This window comes from Psychromonas ingrahamii 37 (assembly GCF_000015285.1).
Classification (GTDB): Bacteria; Pseudomonadota; Gammaproteobacteria; order Enterobacterales; family Psychromonadaceae; genus Psychromonas; species Psychromonas ingrahamii.
The window spans coordinates 2,845,594-2,863,490 of sequence record NC_008709.1 but is presented as its reverse complement, the minus strand read 5'-3'; the positions used below and the strand labels follow the sequence as shown (position 1 = coordinate 2,863,490).

Annotated in this window: 11 protein-coding genes; 8 read left to right on the top strand and 3 right to left on the bottom strand. The window is 40.4% G+C overall.

What is annotated here, in order from left to right; genetic code table 11:
* Window positions 1–17: 17 nt before the first annotated feature.
* Both PING_RS12110 and PING_RS12105 read right to left on the bottom strand, forming a co-directional pair.
* Window positions 18–1,262, bottom strand: a complete 1,245-nt coding sequence (locus PING_RS12110) for a leucine-rich repeat-containing protein kinase family protein (protein WP_011770650.1) — start codon at window positions 1,260–1,262, stop codon at window positions 18–20.
* A 338-nt stretch (window positions 1,263–1,600) separates the two neighbouring features.
* Window positions 1,601–3,202 carry a SagB/ThcOx family dehydrogenase gene (locus tag PING_RS12105; protein ID WP_011770649.1) on the bottom strand — a complete coding sequence of 534 codons (1,602 nt, stop codon included), beginning with the start codon at window positions 3,200–3,202 and terminating at the stop codon, window positions 1,601–1,603.
* Between the two features lie 183 nt (window positions 3,203–3,385).
* Here PING_RS12105 and PING_RS12100 point away from each other — a divergent pair, with 183 nt between their 5' ends.
* The 3 genes from PING_RS12100 to PING_RS12090 all read left to right on the top strand — a co-directional run bounded on the left by PING_RS12100 (window position 3,386) and on the right by PING_RS12090 (window position 7,170).
* Window positions 3,386–4,147, top strand: a complete 762-nt coding sequence (locus tag PING_RS12100) for a hypothetical protein (protein ID WP_011770648.1) — start codon at window positions 3,386–3,388, stop codon at window positions 4,145–4,147.
* A 392-nt stretch (window positions 4,148–4,539) separates the two neighbouring features.
* Complete coding sequence (gene glgA, locus PING_RS12095) at window positions 4,540–6,021, top strand: glycogen synthase GlgA (protein ID WP_011770647.1); 1,482 nt, start codon at window positions 4,540–4,542, stop codon at window positions 6,019–6,021.
* A 678-nt stretch (window positions 6,022–6,699) separates the two neighbouring features.
* Entirely contained in the window at window positions 6,700–7,170 is a 471-nt protein-coding gene (locus PING_RS12090) for a hypothetical protein (protein WP_011770646.1), read from the top strand.
* A 131-nt stretch (window positions 7,171–7,301) separates the two neighbouring features.
* Here PING_RS12090 and PING_RS12085 read toward each other — a convergent pair whose 3' ends face one another.
* Window positions 7,302–8,684: an MATE family efflux transporter gene (locus PING_RS12085; protein WP_011770645.1), complete on the bottom strand. Its 1,383-nt coding sequence runs from the start codon at window positions 8,682–8,684 to the stop codon at window positions 7,302–7,304.
* Between the two features lie 184 nt (window positions 8,685–8,868).
* Here PING_RS12085 and PING_RS12080 point away from each other — a divergent pair, with 184 nt between their 5' ends.
* From PING_RS12080 to PING_RS12060, 5 genes are all read left to right on the top strand, one after another.
* The gene (locus tag PING_RS12080) at window positions 8,869–11,562 is read left to right on the top strand and encodes a bifunctional acetate--CoA ligase family protein/GNAT family N-acetyltransferase (RefSeq protein ID WP_011770644.1); all 2,694 of its coding nucleotides are present in this window, start codon (window positions 8,869–8,871) and stop codon (window positions 11,560–11,562) included.
* A 105-nt stretch (window positions 11,563–11,667) separates the two neighbouring features.
* Complete coding sequence (pepN, locus tag PING_RS12075; protein WP_011770643.1) at window positions 11,668–14,310, top strand: aminopeptidase N; 2,643 nt, start codon at window positions 11,668–11,670, stop codon at window positions 14,308–14,310.
* 130 nt (window positions 14,311–14,440) lie between these two features.
* Complete coding sequence (locus PING_RS12070; RefSeq protein ID WP_011770642.1) at window positions 14,441–15,856, top strand: SLC13 family permease; 1,416 nt, start codon at window positions 14,441–14,443, stop codon at window positions 15,854–15,856.
* A gap of 39 nt (window positions 15,857–15,895) precedes the next feature.
* Window positions 15,896–16,369 (top strand): response regulator, encoded by a 474-nt coding sequence (locus PING_RS12065; RefSeq protein ID WP_011770641.1) that lies wholly within the window; start codon window positions 15,896–15,898, stop codon window positions 16,367–16,369.
* 105 nt (window positions 16,370–16,474) lie between these two features.
* Complete coding sequence (locus PING_RS12060; RefSeq protein WP_011770640.1) at window positions 16,475–17,893, top strand: SLC13 family permease; 1,419 nt, start codon at window positions 16,475–16,477, stop codon at window positions 17,891–17,893.
* The last annotated feature ends 4 nt before the right edge of the window (window positions 17,894–17,897 follow it).

Sequence of the window (17,897 nt, the reverse complement as noted above, 5' to 3'; positions counted from 1 at the left end):
ATGTAATCACTGTTGATTTAAATTGTTATGAGACGTTGCTTAAGCTGCTTAAAGTTACTGGAATATTGATCCTCTTCGGCACAAATACTTAATAAATCATCAATAAAATGAAACAGTGCCCGTTGTTCGATCTGTTTTATTTTATGCTGCTGCGTTAACGTCAGCATGTGGTACATAGTGGCCGCACCAAAGTCACCAAAAATGATATTCGCCTGATCATCAAACAGTGTGTTATGCGCATATAAGTCGCCATGGCAGACCTGATTGTTATGTAAATGCGTAAATACAGCTTCCATTTGTACTATTATTTTCTCAATTTGCGCAATGGATAAGCTAAAGCCGGGCGTAAAAGTATCACGGGTACAGCTTTTAAAGCAGGGTGGTAGCCCCAAATTATTATAGTGCGGCGGTATTAAGGTCATAATTAACGCTAAATAATCATCTTCCTTCACCTGCGCGATAGATTGCACTAAATTGGCATGATGACCGACTTTTAAACAGGCTTGTAATTCATCTTCCGGATAACCATCACTGGTGACTTCACCCTTAAATACTTTAACTGCAATATCATCGGGAAAGCTCGTTTGAGGACTATTCCAAACGGCTTTTGAGATAACGCCGGAGGCACCCTGACCCAGCACGTTTTGCAAGGTAAAGCTTGATGATAATAATGTTGGTACAGCATTGATGCTAATATTCGAGCGGGTAAAGGGATTACCTGCAAAAGCAAACCAGGCAAGCTTAGGTAATCCCAGCAATTGCTCAGGACACTCCGTCAGCCTATTAGCTGAAATACGGACTAATTCAAGGTTTGCACACTGAGTCAGCGTTTTTGGCAGTGCTATTAAACGATTACCCGCCAGTGCTAATTTTTGCAGTCGTGGGCGTTCACCTAAAGCGTCAGGTAACACTTCAATGCGGTTATCCGTTAATATCAACCAGCGTAATTTGGCGGGTAAAGCGTTTGCAGGCACCTGACTAATGTTATTTGCTTTAAAACCCACCATTTCTAAATTAGCGCATTGACCCAGTACTTCAGGTAATGTTTCAAAGCGGTTGTTTGATGCAAAAATAATTTTAAGTTTGCTTAACTGGGCAAGCTCGATTGGCAATGAGGTTAATTGATTATTGGATAAATCAAGAATCTCTAAGCTATCCGCCAGGGATAAAATCTCGATCGGGAATGAGGTTAAGTTCTCAGATAAGGTTAATCGTTGGATCCCGGCTAATTCGCCCGATTTGAGCTGTGAAAGTGTCTGCAAAATAATCTTCCCATAAGGTCAGTGCTACAAAAGCGGCTAGTCTACTAGAAAATGCAATAAAAAGGGCGGGCGCGGGGAGATGGCGACTGAATAATAATAGATTATACCAATTCCATTAATTATGTGATCTATTTAGGCGCGGAAAAACGCATGAAAGCAAGGCATTGATTGCAGTAACTAGTTGTTCTAATTATAAAATCAATCACGAAGCTAGCATGTGTTTTAACCAGCATAAATGAGCATAAATGAGCATAAATTTAATGGATTTGGTATTAAGTAAAGCAGCTCATTTTTACAGGCTCTGCTTTACTTGGATTTTATAAAGGTAATCGCCTTTATTATTTTAAATGAAAATAAGCCGGTTTGCTGGCTATCCGCACATCATCGATCGCTTTACCAACGGTGAAATGATAAAGGCTTTGCCATTGATCGTCCTTAAGACCAAGTAACTGGTGCACTTGATCATCAAAGAAACAACCTATACCCGTCCCTCGCAGTCCAAAAGCTTCTGCCTGCAGATACAAAACCTGGCCAATTAATCCGCTTTCCCAATATAAAGTGGGATAACAGCTTGGGGATTTTTCTAAAGGTGCGGCAAAATTTGCCAGCATAGCCAATGAAAAAGCACTTTCACCGGCGATATCCTGTTGACAGCTAACTGCTGTGGCAATTCTTCTCAAATTGCCAGATTGTAATAAATACAAAGGTTGTTGTTTAATCACCTCTGTCCACTCAAAGTCACTGTCCATTTGCGCTTTTAATAATGGCAGATGCGCCTCATTTCGTACCCAAATATACAAACCTGATTCTAGTCCCTGGACGTTATGGACAAACAAAACAAGATCCAGCTGTGCTTCGAAAGGTAAAACTGAAAAGGGGATAGTATTGCCGGGCAGGGTTTTTTGCAGGTTATGTAAAAAGGTGTTTAACGGCAGGTGACTGCTTGCTTGATCATAACTTTGTGCGCTGCGGCGTTGGCGAATAAGTGTTTCAGCATTGGCTGTGCAAAGGCTATTTGTGTCCGGGTCAATGACGCTGGTTTTTTTGGCGGGTGTGAGTGTTAAACGCTCCTGGTGGCTGGATGAGAATACCTGGTGAATCGTTGGCCAGTCGATATGTACCTTGCTCAGTTGATTCGCCGAGTGTGCATAATTAAGCTTCGGAAGCCGGTCAAACCATTGATCAATAGCGACTAAGTCAGGTGTTGTCCGGCTCACCCAGCAGACACAATCGGCAAACTCGGTTTCTGCCTGCACACCGTTTGATTGTGCAAGCGCAAAGACACTTTCTGCCTTTTCATCAGAAATATTTGGCAATACCTGAATCTGCCAGCCATTGAGGTTACAGGCAATGTTTAATGCCGCTAAGGCGTGGCCTAAATCATGCTGACAATAACGGTAAGCTCGCTCACCATATTTCCATGCCTCCCGCCAGGCAATACTGCTTAGCATCAAGGGAAAACCATCCATCTTTTTTAATGACTGTGCTGCATCATCGGGTATTGTTGCGCGCTGTTCAAGCAGATGAACATAGGGGTTGTAATGCACACTGGCAGCCGCTTGCTGATCGACTTCCGGCAGCAGTAAATAACATTCGGTAGGATGTAAATTGCCACTGGAAGGATTGATACGCAGTGCCCATTCTGAACCTTGATACTCTTTCCAGGCTGAAAGCCCTAAGCTGAGCTCGAGCATACTGGCAATGGATGCGATAGAAATGGATTCAGCTTTTTTTTCGACCCTCTGAAAGAGCGCGGAATAGGGAAGATCTTTCGTTTGCTGTAACAGTGGTAAAGGGATTTGTGGTGCACCTTCGTAAAGCCGGTAGGGTAATGGCTGATTTGCCCAGTCCATATAACCTGGCGAACGCGCATATCGGCCAGGCTGATGTTTAGTTTGCTGGTGGTAATCTTTGATTGTTTGCAAGGCGGCTTGGCTCATTATTTACCTCAAAATTATTAACTGGTTGATAACTATAGAGGTTGTAGCGTCTAATTTAAAGCGGGAATGTGTAAAATAGAATAGCGGTTAATATATAAGTAAGGGTGAAATTTGTGGATAATAATCTATAGCGTCCATCCGCCAGCCTGGATAGACTGGTATATGCCTTAATGAGATTAAATAATGACTACCCATTACCTGGTTTGCCCTAATTGTCACTATCAACGAAATGAATACGATAAACCAGTACATAAAGATGTCTGCCCGGCCTGCGGGATTGTATATAGCAAATGGTCAGCACAAAACAGCAGTGCATCAAGGATGGATAATCGCGATCAGGAAATCGAAGATAAAGACACCATAAGTGTATGGGAATCAATCAAAGCACAGTTTTTAAGTGTGCCTTACCAAGTGGATCGGAACACTTTTTACGGGCGTGTGTTGGCTTTTTGTGTCTGTTTTATCTGGGGTTGGTCTTTTATCTTAGGGGGAATAGATTGGCAGAGTATTGGCGGATCATTTTTACATAATATCAATTTACCTTTCCACGAATTTGGACACCTGTTGTTTATGCCGTTGGGACGATTTTGGTCCATTTTAGGGGGCAGTTTATTTCAAATATTACTTCCATTATTAATACTGTTGGGGTTTTCTCTTCACCAAAAAGATAATTTTGGTGCATCTATTATGCTTTGGTGGTGTGGTCAAAATTTTATTGATATTAGCCCTTATATTGCAGATGCACAGGTGAGAGCCTTACCCTTAATTCTTAATAAAGGCGAACAAAGCCATGACTGGGGAAATCTATTAACTATGACTGGAAACCTGCAGCATACTCAAGCAATAGCGAATATCAGTTTTAGTATTGGCTGCCTGCTTATTTTCGTAAGCTATATTTGGAGCGCTTATCTGCTTATCCAGCAAAAAAAAGTGCTTCAACAATAAAAGGTACTTTAATAATAAGTGATTTTTTGTAGCCTTAAATAAAAGATTAAGCCATTGAGGATAAGAATGTATTATTCTCATCCAAATTTGGAACTGCTAACAACGTTCCCAACGTCAATCGCTCCTGTCACCATTAATCACCCCCCCATATATGTACTTTGATAAACTGCCGTTAGTTGTCATTTTCTAATAGGCTGGACTGCAAACTAGTTGTTGCGAATTCCTGAGATAACAAGCAGATAAAGCGGTAAAGTATTTGATTTTGTTACTTTTCATAGTAATCTCCAGATTAAAAAATCAGTCTTGAACTTATTTAAAGACAGGTCAAATGATTTTTCCCGCAGAAAAGCGGTTTAGTTGAACAGATAACTTAATATTTGAGGTGACATAGAATGAATATAGTTTGGGCAACAAGTGAGGCCGCACCCTATGCGAAAACAGGCGGATTAGCTGATGTATCATATTCACTGCCATACGCTTTAGCTGAAAATGGCCACAATGTTTCAGTTTTTATGCCGTATTATCCGCAGGTTATGGCTGAAAAATGTGCTGATACAGAGTGTGTGTATGAACTGCTGGGTGTCCCTTTTGGTGAAGGAAATGAAGAATGGGCACGTATCAGACGGCACAAGGTGAGTGAAAACCTTTCTTTTTACTTTATAGAGTTTGATAGGTTCTTTGATCGTCCTAAATTATATGATTGGGATGGCAATGAATACTCAGACAATGCAGAGCGCTTTATATTCCTGAGCAGGGCAATCATGCAGGCTGTACTGGCACTGGATATTAAGGTTGATGTACTTCATTCTAATGACTGGCATACGTCGTTGTGCAACGTATATGTAAAAAGTGCCCTGTACAACGGATTTGATAATTTTAAGCAAACCAAATCAATCATCACTATTCATAATATTGGCTATCAAGGTGTGTTTAGCAAGTCGAATCTTTACTGGACAGGCCTTGGGTGGGAGTACTTTAATGTCCACTGTTTTGAATTCTACGACAAGCTTAACTTCCTAAAAGCAGGCGTGTTGACCGCTGATATGGCGACAACAGTCAGCCCTACCTATGCAGAAGAAATTTTATCACCTGAATATGGATTCGGTCTGGAAAATCCCCTTCAACACCGAGCCGCTCAAGGAAAACTGCGCGGGATTTTAAATGGTATCGATGTTCTTGAGTGGGATCCTGCCACAGATAATCTGCTCCCTCACCATTTTTCACATAACGATTTGAGCGGTAAAGCTTTATGTAAAGTGGCACTGCAGAAAGAATTTGGCATGGAAGTGCGCGCGGATGTGCCTATTTATGGTGTGGTATCGAGGCTTGCAGAGCAGAAGGGGCTAGATGTCTTTATTGCATGTTTAGATAAGATGCTTGAGGAAGATGATGCCCAATTTGTTATTGTTGGTTCCGGAGAGAAGTGGCAAGAAGTTGCCTTAGCTGATTATGCTAAAGCCTATCCAGATCGATTTGGATGTCATATTGGCTACAGCAATAAGCTTGCTCATTTGGTCGAGGCGGGAGCCGATTTCTTTGTTATGCCTTCAAGGTATGAGCCATGCGGGCTTAATCAGATGTACAGCATGAAATATGGCACCGTGCCTATTGTAAGGTCAACGGGGGGGCTTGAAGACACCGTAAGCAATTATTCCATTGATAATATCGATAGCGCAACAGGGTTTAAATTCTACGATCTGTATCCCGATGCATTAAGGGAAACCATGAGATGGGCAGCTTCGATATACCGTAACGATTTCTTGGCATTTGAAACAGTGATGAAAAATGGTATGACGAGTGACTTTTCATGGCATCACACGGCGGTAGAATACGAAGATTTATATCAGCATGCGAACACTAAATTTGGATCATAGATTTGGTATTAGGCAGCAGAAAAATGCGTTAAATCATTTCCGCTGCCTAAAATATCGTCGATACTTGTGTAAGGCTGTAAGGCTGTAAGGCTGTAAGGCTGTAAGGCTGTAAGGCTGTAAGGCTGTAAGGCTATAAGGCTATAAGGCTATAAGGTTTTAAGGCTTTAAGGCTGTAGGGCTATAAAGCTCTAAGGTTGTAACCCCTGCATATAAATCTTTATCCGGCCGCAAAAATCTATTTTTATTATAATGGTTATTCAGATTTTTATTTGATAATGAAATTTCAAGGCGGCTTATCCACATCAGCTTAATATTGTGATCTGTTTTTGGTGCTGCGACTTAAGTTTTACTTTTTTATGCTTACAAGCACACTGTAAAATAGAGAAAAGATCAATTAGTTTTACCCCTGATAATCCATGGAAAATTAACCTGGCGACTAACTTTAAAATACTTTATTTTGATGTTTAGTTCACGGTTTTGATTGCAACTTATTTTTTTATGAAAAAATTAAGTTAATGTAATCAACCCAATCTTATTCCCTCACTGATTTTTAACCTATATTTTTAGTAGATAGATCAGGTCGTTTTTATTTAAGACGGCAACAGTTAATGATGGTGTTGTGTTGGGTGGTTATCCGCATCATTGCTGATAAGAATCTAATAAATAATAGGGGGATTTATGAATGATATATCTCGTATAAAAAATTTAGCGATTGATCGCTATCATGGTGATCGTTTAGGTGATAATGGACCTGCGCACTGGGATCGCGCCTGGGAAAATGCCAAAGTGTTAATACCCATTACTAAGGCTAATGCAACGGTTGTACAGTTATTTTGTTATCTCCATGATTGTTGTGCTGTACACGATGGGCACGAACCGGAACATGGTCCTGCCGCCGCTTTTTTTATAAAGCAAAATAAAAAATTATTCTCTTTTTTGAGCGCGCTAGAGTTTAAATTGCTAGTAGATGCCTGTGCTGGTCACACATTTCACCAATTGTCTCAGTCGCCGACAATTGGTACCTGTTGGGATGCCGACCGTTTAGATTTGGGCAGATTTGGTATCTATCCGCAAGATGCGTTTTTTTCGACGCAGGCGGCAAAAAACCCGGCTATTATTGAGCGAGCATATCAAAATAGCATTGCTTAATAATTTGGCTCGTTGTGTCACGCCGTGCCATTGTTAAATAATCGAACGGTTGCCTTTTTGCTCTGTTATATTTAGCGGCTGCTGTCTTTTTAATTCTTGAAATTTCAATGTGTTTGGTATAAGTAATAAGCTTAATAACAATTATTCGCAACAGATTTATCTGCTTGGCACAGTTCTGCTGAGCACTTTTGCACGACCCAGAGACGCCTTCCTAATAATATAGCGGCAGACGTTAAACCTGCCGTAATACCAATCCAAAACCCTTTTGCGCCAAGTGCGGGCATAAATAAATCCGTCATTGCCAGGCTATAACCAAGGGGTAATCCAATCATCCAATACGCAATAAAGGTACGTAAAAATATCGCCTTCATCTCTTTGTAACCACGCAGGGCACCAGCTGCTACCGCCTGAATGGCATCAACACACTGGTACATTGCAGAAAATATTATTAGGGTAACGGCTAATAAAATCACCTTCGGGTCATCCGTGTAAAGCTGTGCGATCTGCTCCTTGAATATCAAGGTTAATAATGCGGTTATCACTGAGAGCGATAAACCGACAATAAACCCAGCATAACTGGCATTTTTGGCCTCTGCTTTATTTTTTTGTCCTAAGTTAAAACCAACCCTAATACTGACCGCATTGGCGATGCTCATGGGGAGCATAAAGACCATGCTGGAAAAATTGATCGCAATTTGATGGGCCGCCACTATGTTTGCGCCTAATGGTGCGATTAATAGCGCGACGATCGCAAAAATAGAGATCTCAAAAAATAATGCGATTGCAACGGGTAAACCGAGGCTAAAGATGGCTAATTGTGTTCTCAAGTTAATGGCAGAGAAGCGTTTAAATAAAGGGGTATACTGAAGTTTTTTAGTATGCCATACATAACCCGTGAGCGCCGACAGCATTAGCCAATAAACGAGGCTAGTTGCGACGCCACATCCTGCACCACCCATTGCCGGAAGCCCTAATTTCCCATAGACAAAAATCCAGTTCAGTGGAATATTAATGATTAATCCCATAAAACCTATCACCATTGCAGGTTTCGTCAGTGACAGACCTTCTATATAGTTACGCAGTGCCTGGAATAATAAAAAAGCCGGTATGGCGGATAAAATAGCGTACAGATAGCGAGTAGTAATATCTTTTAAAATGGGATCCATATCCATGATATTGATAAGGTAACTGGCATTATATAAAATCAAGAAGGTGGGGATGCTGAGTAATAAAGCCAAATACAACCCCTGTTGGCCAATACTGGGAATATTTTCTATATCGTTGGCACCATGGGCTTGCGCCGTGAGGGGAATAAGTGCCATTAACACACCGACGCCAAACAAAATACAGGGTAACCAAATGCTGGTGGCAATAGCTACTGCAGCCATGTCATTTGCGCTAACACCACCGGCCATCACAGTATCTACAAAACCCATGGCCGTTTGTGCAAATTGTGCGATAAAAATAGGGAAACTTAGCTTGAGTATTTTTCTTATTTCTCGGGAGTAAGGCACAAAACTTTCCAATTTAATAAAGGATAAAATTTACAGTTGATTTATACGCGTTAGGGGGGGCTATTGCAATCTTAGCGAGTGCAAAAATTATAGGATAAGTATCTTATTTTAAAAAGAAACAAAAGCATAAAAATGATGGTAGCGTAAACTATTAATATTTATATTTTTCTAAGGCGTCTTGTTCATGAGTTTATTAACACTAAAAGGTTTCTTTAATCCAAAATCGATAGCTGTTATAGGTGCTTCCGTTGTCTCTTATCGGGCCGGTTATTTAGTTATGAATAATCTATTATCAGGGGGCTTTAATGGCCCTATCATGCCCGTTACGCCTAAATATTCTTCAGTGCATGGTGTGCTTGCTTATAAAGACATCAGCCAGTTACCTATTACACCTGAACTGGCAGTTATTTGTACCAATGAATCTCGTATTACTGATATTTTACAAGCTTTAGCAGAAAAGGGCTGCAGCAGGGCGATTGTGGTCACCACTGAAAAAGATCAACAAATTGCAGATGCCGTTTATAAAACGGCAAAAGAACTCGGCATAAGGCTTTTAGGCATGAGCAGCATAGGTATTATAAATCCTTATACGAAATTAAATGCCAGTCTTGCCCATTGTAATGCGTTGCCGGGAAATATTGCTTTTATTTCACAATCCGCTGCGGTTTGTACCTCAATATTAGATTGGGCAAACAGTAAGGGTATTGGTTTTTCTGCCTTTATTTCTATTGGGGATGGTCAGGATATTAGTTTTGCGGAATTATTAGATTATCTGGCACGCGATGCTAAAACCCAATCAATACTTTTATATATCGATAGCATCTCCGATGCACGTGCCTTTTTATCCGCCGCGCGGGCCATCTCTCAGCATAAGTCTGTTGTGGTGATTAAAGCTGGCCGTTCATTTTTAGGGGCGAAGGCCGCAGCGCTGCACAGCAATGGCCAATATGGACATGACCGTGTTTATGATGCGGCCTTTAAACGCGTTGGTATGTTGCGTGTTTATGATTTCCATGAGCTGTTTGCAGCGGTTGAGACGCTGGCCTACTCAAACTATCTGCACGGTGAGCGTTTAGCTATTATTACCAACGGAGGAGGGTTAGGTGTTTTAGCCGTCGATGATTTAGTTGAACAGGGTGGGCGGCTGGCCGAGCTTGATGATGATTTGATGACACGATTAAATAACTGCTTACCCAGTAACTGGTCACATAATAACCCCGTCGATATGATTGGCGATGCCGATCCAAAACGTTATGCGACGGCATTAAATATTTTAATGAACAGTGATCAAGTTGATGCGATATTAATTATGCATTCCCCCTCTGCATTATCTGACAGTGAAGCCTGCGCGCGAGCCATCATTGATGTTATTGAAAAACATCCCAACAAAAAACGGGTGAACCTCCTGACCAACTGGACAGGAGAGGATGCTGCAAAATCTGCTCGACTATTATTTTCCCAAGCAAACATTGGCACTCTAAGAACCCCAAAGGGGGCCATTACTGCCTTTATGCATTTAGTACAATATCGGCGTAATAAAAAGTTATTAATGGAAACACCCAGCAGTACCCCGGAAAATTTATTTTATGATATGTACGCTGCATCGATATATATTAAACGTCTTGTTGACCTGGATTCAGGATTAATAAAGCTCAATACTTTCCAGACAAAACCTATATTAGAAGCTTATCAGCTGGATACTATCGAAACCCTGGTGGTAGAGTCAGCAGAGGAGGCGTTAGAAAAAGCAAAATATATTGGTTTCCCCTTGGCAGTGAAAATTAACTCACCCGATATTGCCTACAAATCCCTCGTCCATGGTGTGATTTTAAACATTAATAATTTACGTGAATTAGATGTGGCCTTAAAAGCGATTCACAAACGGGTTAAAACCTTATTGCCAGAGGCTCGTTTAACCGGATTTACGCTGCAAAAAATGGTCGCTAGTGGCCTGGGGTTAGAGTTGCGGGTCATGATTAAACAGGATCCCATTTTTGGTCCTGTTATTGCTATTTCACAGGAAAGTGATGCGCGGGATCTGCAAACCGCTCTGGAGAACTCGGTGGTTGCTTTGCCGCCGTTAAACATGGCATTAGCACGTTATCTGATGATTCAGGGCATTAAAGAGAAAAAGATTCAGGTCAAAAAAGCGGCGCAGGATTTTGATATGGATGCCGTGTGCTTAATGCTGACTAAAATCTCACAAATGTTAATAGATAATAGAGAAATCAACGAATTAGATCTCAATCCTGTGTTAGTAACAGGTAAAAAAGTGATTGTTTTAGACAGTCAAATGCATCTTCTGCATTCAGAAATTAGTGCACAGAGCAAGTTTGCGATCACGCCTTATCCAAAACAGTTAGAGGAGCCGGTGCGGCTTAAAAATGGTGAACAGATATTAATTCGTCCCATTAAAGCGGAAGATGAGGCGCGCCATCAAATTTTTGATGCGGCATTAAGTGAAGAGGATCGTTATAAACGTTACTTTTCACAGCGCGGGAAAATGAGTCATGAAGAGATGGCGACATTAACCCAGATTGATTACGAGCGAGAAATGGCCTTTATTGCTGTGCGTTTTGATGAACTTAATGAGCAGGAAACCTTGGCCGTGGTTAACGCATCGGTTGACTCCGATAATATTGATGCTGAATTTGCGATGGTAGTGCGTTCCGATCTGCAGGGCTTAGGATTAGGTAAAATATTGTTACAAAAAATCATTCAATACCAACAAGCTAAAGGCACCACTTATTTAACCGGGATGACGATGCTCTCTAATGTCGGCATGGCAAGTTTGTCTAAAAAATTAGGGTTTGAACTTGAAAGAGATATGCAGGAAGGGGTGATCTATATGAAATTAGCCTTGCAAAAGCCAAGTTGAATGATTTTTTTTGTAAGTTTACAGATAAGCGCTTAGCATTCCTTAAGCCATCTTGTATATTGGTACTCACTATTATGAATCTGCTACAAAAAAGGGTGCCCTAAAATGAGTCAAGTTACCTCGATTGAAAATACTGTAGAAAAAAATTCAAAAGAAAAATATCTTTCAGATTACCAAGTGTCGAATTATGAGATAGACAGTATTGATCTCGAATTTGAGCTTTATGATACGACTACCTTAGTTAAAGCCGTGAGCTCCGTGATCCGTGTTGGTGAGCATCAGCAACCTCTGTTTTTATTTGGTGAGCAGTTACAACTTAAGAAGCTGTTGGTTAATGGTGTCAACCATCCGGATTATAAGTTGGTGAAAGGGGGTTTAGAATTGTCTTATCTGCCGCAGACATTTACCTTGGAAATTCATACTGAAATAAACCCGCAGGCGAATACTTCATTTTCAGGTTTATATAAATCAGGTGGCGCATTTTGTACTCAATGTGAAGCGGAAGGTTTTAGGCGCATTACTTATTATCTGGACAGACCCGATGTAATGGCCAAATTTACCACCAAAATCAGTGCAGACAAAGACTTGTACCCTTTTCTTTTATCCAATGGTAATCCCGTTGATCAGGGCGATTTAGACAATGGTCGGCATTGGGTTAGCTGGTCTGATCCCTTTCCAAAGCCTGCTTATCTGTTTGCTCTGGTGGGTGGAGACTTTGATTGTTTAAAAGATACCTTTACCACCAAAAGCGGCCGCGAAGTGGCTTTAGAGCTCTTTGTTGATAAAGGCAATTTAGACAAAACCGCCCATGCCATGATTTCACTGAAAAAAGCCATGTTATGGGATGAACAGCGCTTTAATTTTGAATACGATTTAGATATTTATATGATCGTTGCGGTGGATTTTTTCAATATGGGGGCGATGGAAAACAAAGGATTAAATATCTTTAATTCCAAATTTGTTCTAGCGAATGCGCAAAGTGCAACGGATCAGGACTTTTTAGGTATTGAAGCTGTGATCGGTCATGAATATTTTCATAACTGGACGGGTAACCGAATTACCTGCCGCGATTGGTTCCAATTGAGCTTGAAGGAAGGATTAACCGTTTTTCGCGATCAGGAGTTCAGTTCAGATTTGGGCAGTCGCAGTGTTAATCGTATCGCTAATGTAAAAACCATGCGTAATCATCAGTTTGCTGAAGATGCGGGACCAATGTCACACCCGATTCGGCCCGCTTCAGTGATGGAAATGAATAATTTTTATACCTTAACCGTGTATGAAAAAGGATCTGAAGTTATTCGTATGCTACACACTTTATTAGGTGAAAAGGCATTCCAGCAGGGCATGGAGTTATATGTTGCGCGTCACGACGGGCAAGCAGTCACCTGTGATGATTTTATTGCCGCGATGCAAGATGCAAGTAAGATTGATTTAACCCTGTTTAAACGTTGGTATTCACAATCAGGCACTCCAAATGTGCATGTCAGCGATCATTTTGATCTGTCAAAAAACTGTTATCAAATGACCTTTAAACAAAAAACGCAGCCAACAGCAGATCAAAAAATAAAACAAGCGCTGCATATCCCTATTGCTATTGAGTTATTAGATAAGCAGGGCAATGCACTGAAGCTCGCTGATAATAAAACCAATACCATATTGAGTTTAACCCATACAGAGCAGACTTTTGTATTTCAAAATATTAGCGAAAAACCGGTTCCTTCTTTGTTCAGAGGTTTTTCAGCGCCCGTCAAATACCAATATGCCTACTCGGATTTACAGCTTTTACATTTGATGAATTTTGCCAGTGATGAATTTTCCCGCTGGGATGCAGGGCAAACGTTATTTAATAAATACTTAGCTTTAAATGTGCAGCGTCTGCAGGATAAACAAGAGATGAAGCTGCCGGCACTGTTTATTGAAGGTTTTAAAGGGGTCTTGGTAAGTGAGTTATTAGATCCTGCGCTGATTGCCAATATGTTTGAGTTTATCTCGGAAACAGGCGCAATGGAATTATTTGACCGGGTTGATATTGAAGCGCTGCATCGGGCGCGTGAATTTATGTTGAGCCAGTTGGCTATGGCTTTACACTCTGAATTTGTTACTGTTTATCATGCACGTCAAGTGGCGGGAGAATATCTGGCCATCACCGCAGATATCGCCGATCGTCAACTGGCTAACTTGGCATTGTTATTTATTGCCAAAGCGGATCCGGCCTTAGGTAATGAACTGGTGGTGAAACAAATTGCCCATTGCAATAATATGACCGATCATCTGGCAGGGTTAGTTGCGGCTAATAGTGCTTCACTTGCATGCCGGGAAACGGTTATGCAGGATTTTGAAGAGAAGTGGTTTGAAAATGGTTTAGTTATGGATAAATGGTTTGTCATTCAGGCAAGCCAGGACCGGTCTGATGTATTAGATAATGTAAAAGCATTATTTAAGCATCGCAGTTTTGATTTTAATAATCCTAACCGACTGCGCTCACTAGTGGGCGCATTCGCGCAAAATAATCCTTATCATTTTCATGCTGAAGATGGCAGTGGTTATCACTTTTTAACTGAGCAGTTGATAAAATTAAACAAGCAGAACCCACAAGTGGCTGCGCGCTTAATAACGCCGTTAATTCAATTCAAACGCTTGGATGAAAATCGTAAAAATTTAATTAAAAAACAGTTAAATCGTTTACTGCAGCTTGATGATTTAGCCTTAGATTTATATGAAAAAGTCAGCAAAGCACTAAAGCAGTAACCATTAAAGTGATCCAGTCAGCCTTTTTGAGAATACAAAAAGGCTTTTTTGACTTTTAAGTGATCTAATGCAATTTTTTTTATTGTGGTTAATAGACAATTAATTTTTATTACAATAAAAAGTTACGTCTATGTTAAGTCAATATTTAAAGTACCTGTTACCTGTTTGTATCCCCTTCATTATTCTTATTTTACCCAGCGATAGTTTTGGTATTGTTGGACTTACCCTAATTGAACAAAGAGTGATCGCGATTTTTGCGCTGGCGACACTTTGCTGGGTATTAGAGCCCATCCCTATTTTCGCAACCTCAGTGGTTATTATTGTCTCTGAGTTATTATTAATTTCCGACAAAGGGTTATGGTTTTTTAAAACACCCAGCCCGGATTTAGGCCATTTAATCGGTTATCAAACCATTATGGCAACCTTTGCATCTCCTATTATTATGCTTTTTTTAGGTGGGTTCTTTTTGGCTATGGCGGCAACCAAATATCGCTTAGATGTTAATTTGGCCAGAGTATTACTTAAACCCTTCGGCAGTAAACCCAAGTATGTGATGTTGGGTCTGATGATGATCACGGCGGTTTTCTCCATGTTTATGAGCAATACTGCAACGACAGTCATGATGTTATCCATTTTATCACCGGTTATTGCCCTGCTAGCGACTAAAGACCTAGGCAAAGTTGCATTCTCGTTATCTGTGCCTGTCGCCGCCAATATTGGTGGCATAGGAACTCCTATTGGCACCCCTCCTAATGCCATCGCATTAAAATATTTAGTCAATGAAAACAGTATTTCCTTTGGGCAATGGATGGTCTTTGGTGTGCCCTTTGTGATGGTGATGTTATTTATCGCCTGGTTACTATTAATAAAACTGTTTCCAACATCAACGGAGAAAATCAATCTCAATATTAAAGGTAAATTTTTAAAAACCCCCAAAGCTATTACGGTTTATATTACCTTTATCGGCACTATTCTATTGTGGTTAATGGGTGATATACATGGCATGAATGCCTATGTTGTGGCATTAATCCCGGTCGCTGTCTTTGTGACCTTTAAGATTATTAATAAAGAGGATTTAAAGCGCATATCCTGGGATGTGTTATGGCTGGTATCAGGCGGTATTGCATTAGGTGTCGCGTTAGATAAATCCGGTCTTGCGGAAAATGCGGTTAATGCAATCCCTTTTGGCAATTTACATCCTCTTTTATTGATCCTTGGCGCCTCCATGTTGTGTTTAGTGATGGCGAATTTCATCTCCCACACGGCGGCCGCCAATTTATTACTGCCCCTGATTGCTGCATTAGCAACAACAATGCAGTCTTTATTACCCTATGGTGGTGAAGTTGTCTTAATTCTGGCCGTCACTTTTGCTGCCTCCTTAGGAATGTCATTACCTATCAGTACGCCTCCTAATGCACTGGCTTATGCATCGGGTAATATTGAAACCAAGCAGATGGCAAAAATAGGCGTGATTATTGGTATTGTTGGTGTATTGGTCGCTTTTGCTATGTTATTTATTCTGAATAAAACCAATTTTATTGGCTGAGTTATTTTTTATTAAGCAATTTAATTTGAGGAAGCAAAAATGGAAAAAATTAATATTATTTGTGTTGATGATGAACGTGAAGTCTTGGAATCGGTCAGCCGCGACCTCGATTATTTTAGCGATATGTTTAATATTGAAGAATGTGAGTCTGCTTTTGAATGTTTAGCGTTATTAGAAGAGTTTGATGCGCAGCAGGAATATGTCGCCTTGATTATTTCTGATCATATTATGCCGGAAAAATCAGGGGTCGAGTTATTGACTGAAGTGGCAATGGATAATCGTTTTCTCGGCACGAAAAAATTACTGTTAACGGGTCTTGCAACACAAGCTGATACTATCGAGGCAATCAACAACGCCAAACTTGATAATTTTTTAGAAAAAGTGTGGGATCCTAAACAATTATTGCAAATGGTAAAAGAGTTACTCACTGAGTATATTATTGAGAAAGGGATCGATTATGAGGAATATATAGAAAAACTGGATGCACCGACCTTATATCGATTACTCAAATAATCACAGCAATCACATCAATAATGAATAAAGCTATACTTTAACGGTAGGTGTTACAACTGATAACTCTACCCTGCCTGAAGTACCACTTTATTAAAGGATTATTGAATGTTAAAGCGGAATTTAAAGTATACTTTACCTATTTTACTGCCATTAATTGTGCTTTTATTACCTGCTGACAGTTTTGCTCTTGACGGTTTAACATTGGTAGAGCAGCGGGTGATTGCTATTTTTGTTATGGCTACGCTATGTTGGGTTTTAGAGCCAATTCCTATCTACGCCACTTCCGTTTTAATTATTGTCTTAGAACTGTTACTTATCTCGGACAATGGATTATGGTTCGCAACTAACAGTGCTCCTGAACAACAAGGGCAGTTGCTCAGTCAAACTGCCATTATGGCAACCTTTGCATCGCCTATTATTATGCTCTTTTTAGGTGGTTTCTTTTTAGCGCTGGCGGCTACCAAATACCGTTTAGATATTAATTTAGCACGCGTATTATTACGTCCTTTTGGCTACAATCCTAAGTATGTAATGCTTGGTATTATGCTTATTACCGCCGTGTTTTCTATGTTTATGAGTAATACAGCAACCACCGCCATGATGCTGTCTATTTTAACACCGGTGCTGGCGTTATTTGCCGCTGAAGATTTGGGTAAGGTCGCATTTGCTTTATCGGTCCCTGTCGCGGCTAATATAGGGGGTATAGCAACCCCGATTGGTACTCCACCTAATGCAGTCGCACTTAAATATTTAGTGAATGAAAACAGTATTAGTTTTGCTGAATGGATGTCGATCGGTGTGCCTTTTGTGGTGGTGATGTTATTTATCGCCTGGTTATTATTAATAAAACTATTTCCAACATCAACTCAGCAAATCGATTTAAATATTGAAGGAATATTTTTAAAAACACCTAAAGCCTGGTTAGTTTACGGCACCTTTTTGTTGACCATTTTATTGTGGTTGATGGGAAACCTGCATGGAATGAGTTCCTATGTGGTCGCAATGCTCCCCGTTGCGATATTCTCCATCTTTAATATTATCAACAAAGAAGATTTAAAAAATATTCCATGGGACGTCTTGTGGTTGGTCTCTGGTGGTATAGCATTAGGGTTGGCACTTGATAAAACAGGACTGGCTGCCCATGTAGTTGATGCTATCCCCTTTAATAATTTCCATCCTCTGCTTTTGATTGTTGGGGCATCCATGCTGTGTTTACTGATGGCTAACTTTATGTCCAATACGGCCACCGCAAACCTTTTATTACCTTTGGTTGCTACATTGGGTGCTTCGATGCATTCATTACTACCCTATGGCGGGCAAGTGGTACTCATTCTTTCAGTAACGTTCTCCGCATCATTAGGTATGTCATTACCGGTCAGCACGCCACCGAATGCACTTGCTTATGCTTCAGGTCATATTGAAACCAAGCAGATGGCAAAAATCGGCATTATTATTGGTATTATTGGTATATCAGTCGCCTTTGCTATGTTATTCATTATGAATAAAGCCCATTTTATTGGCTAAGTCA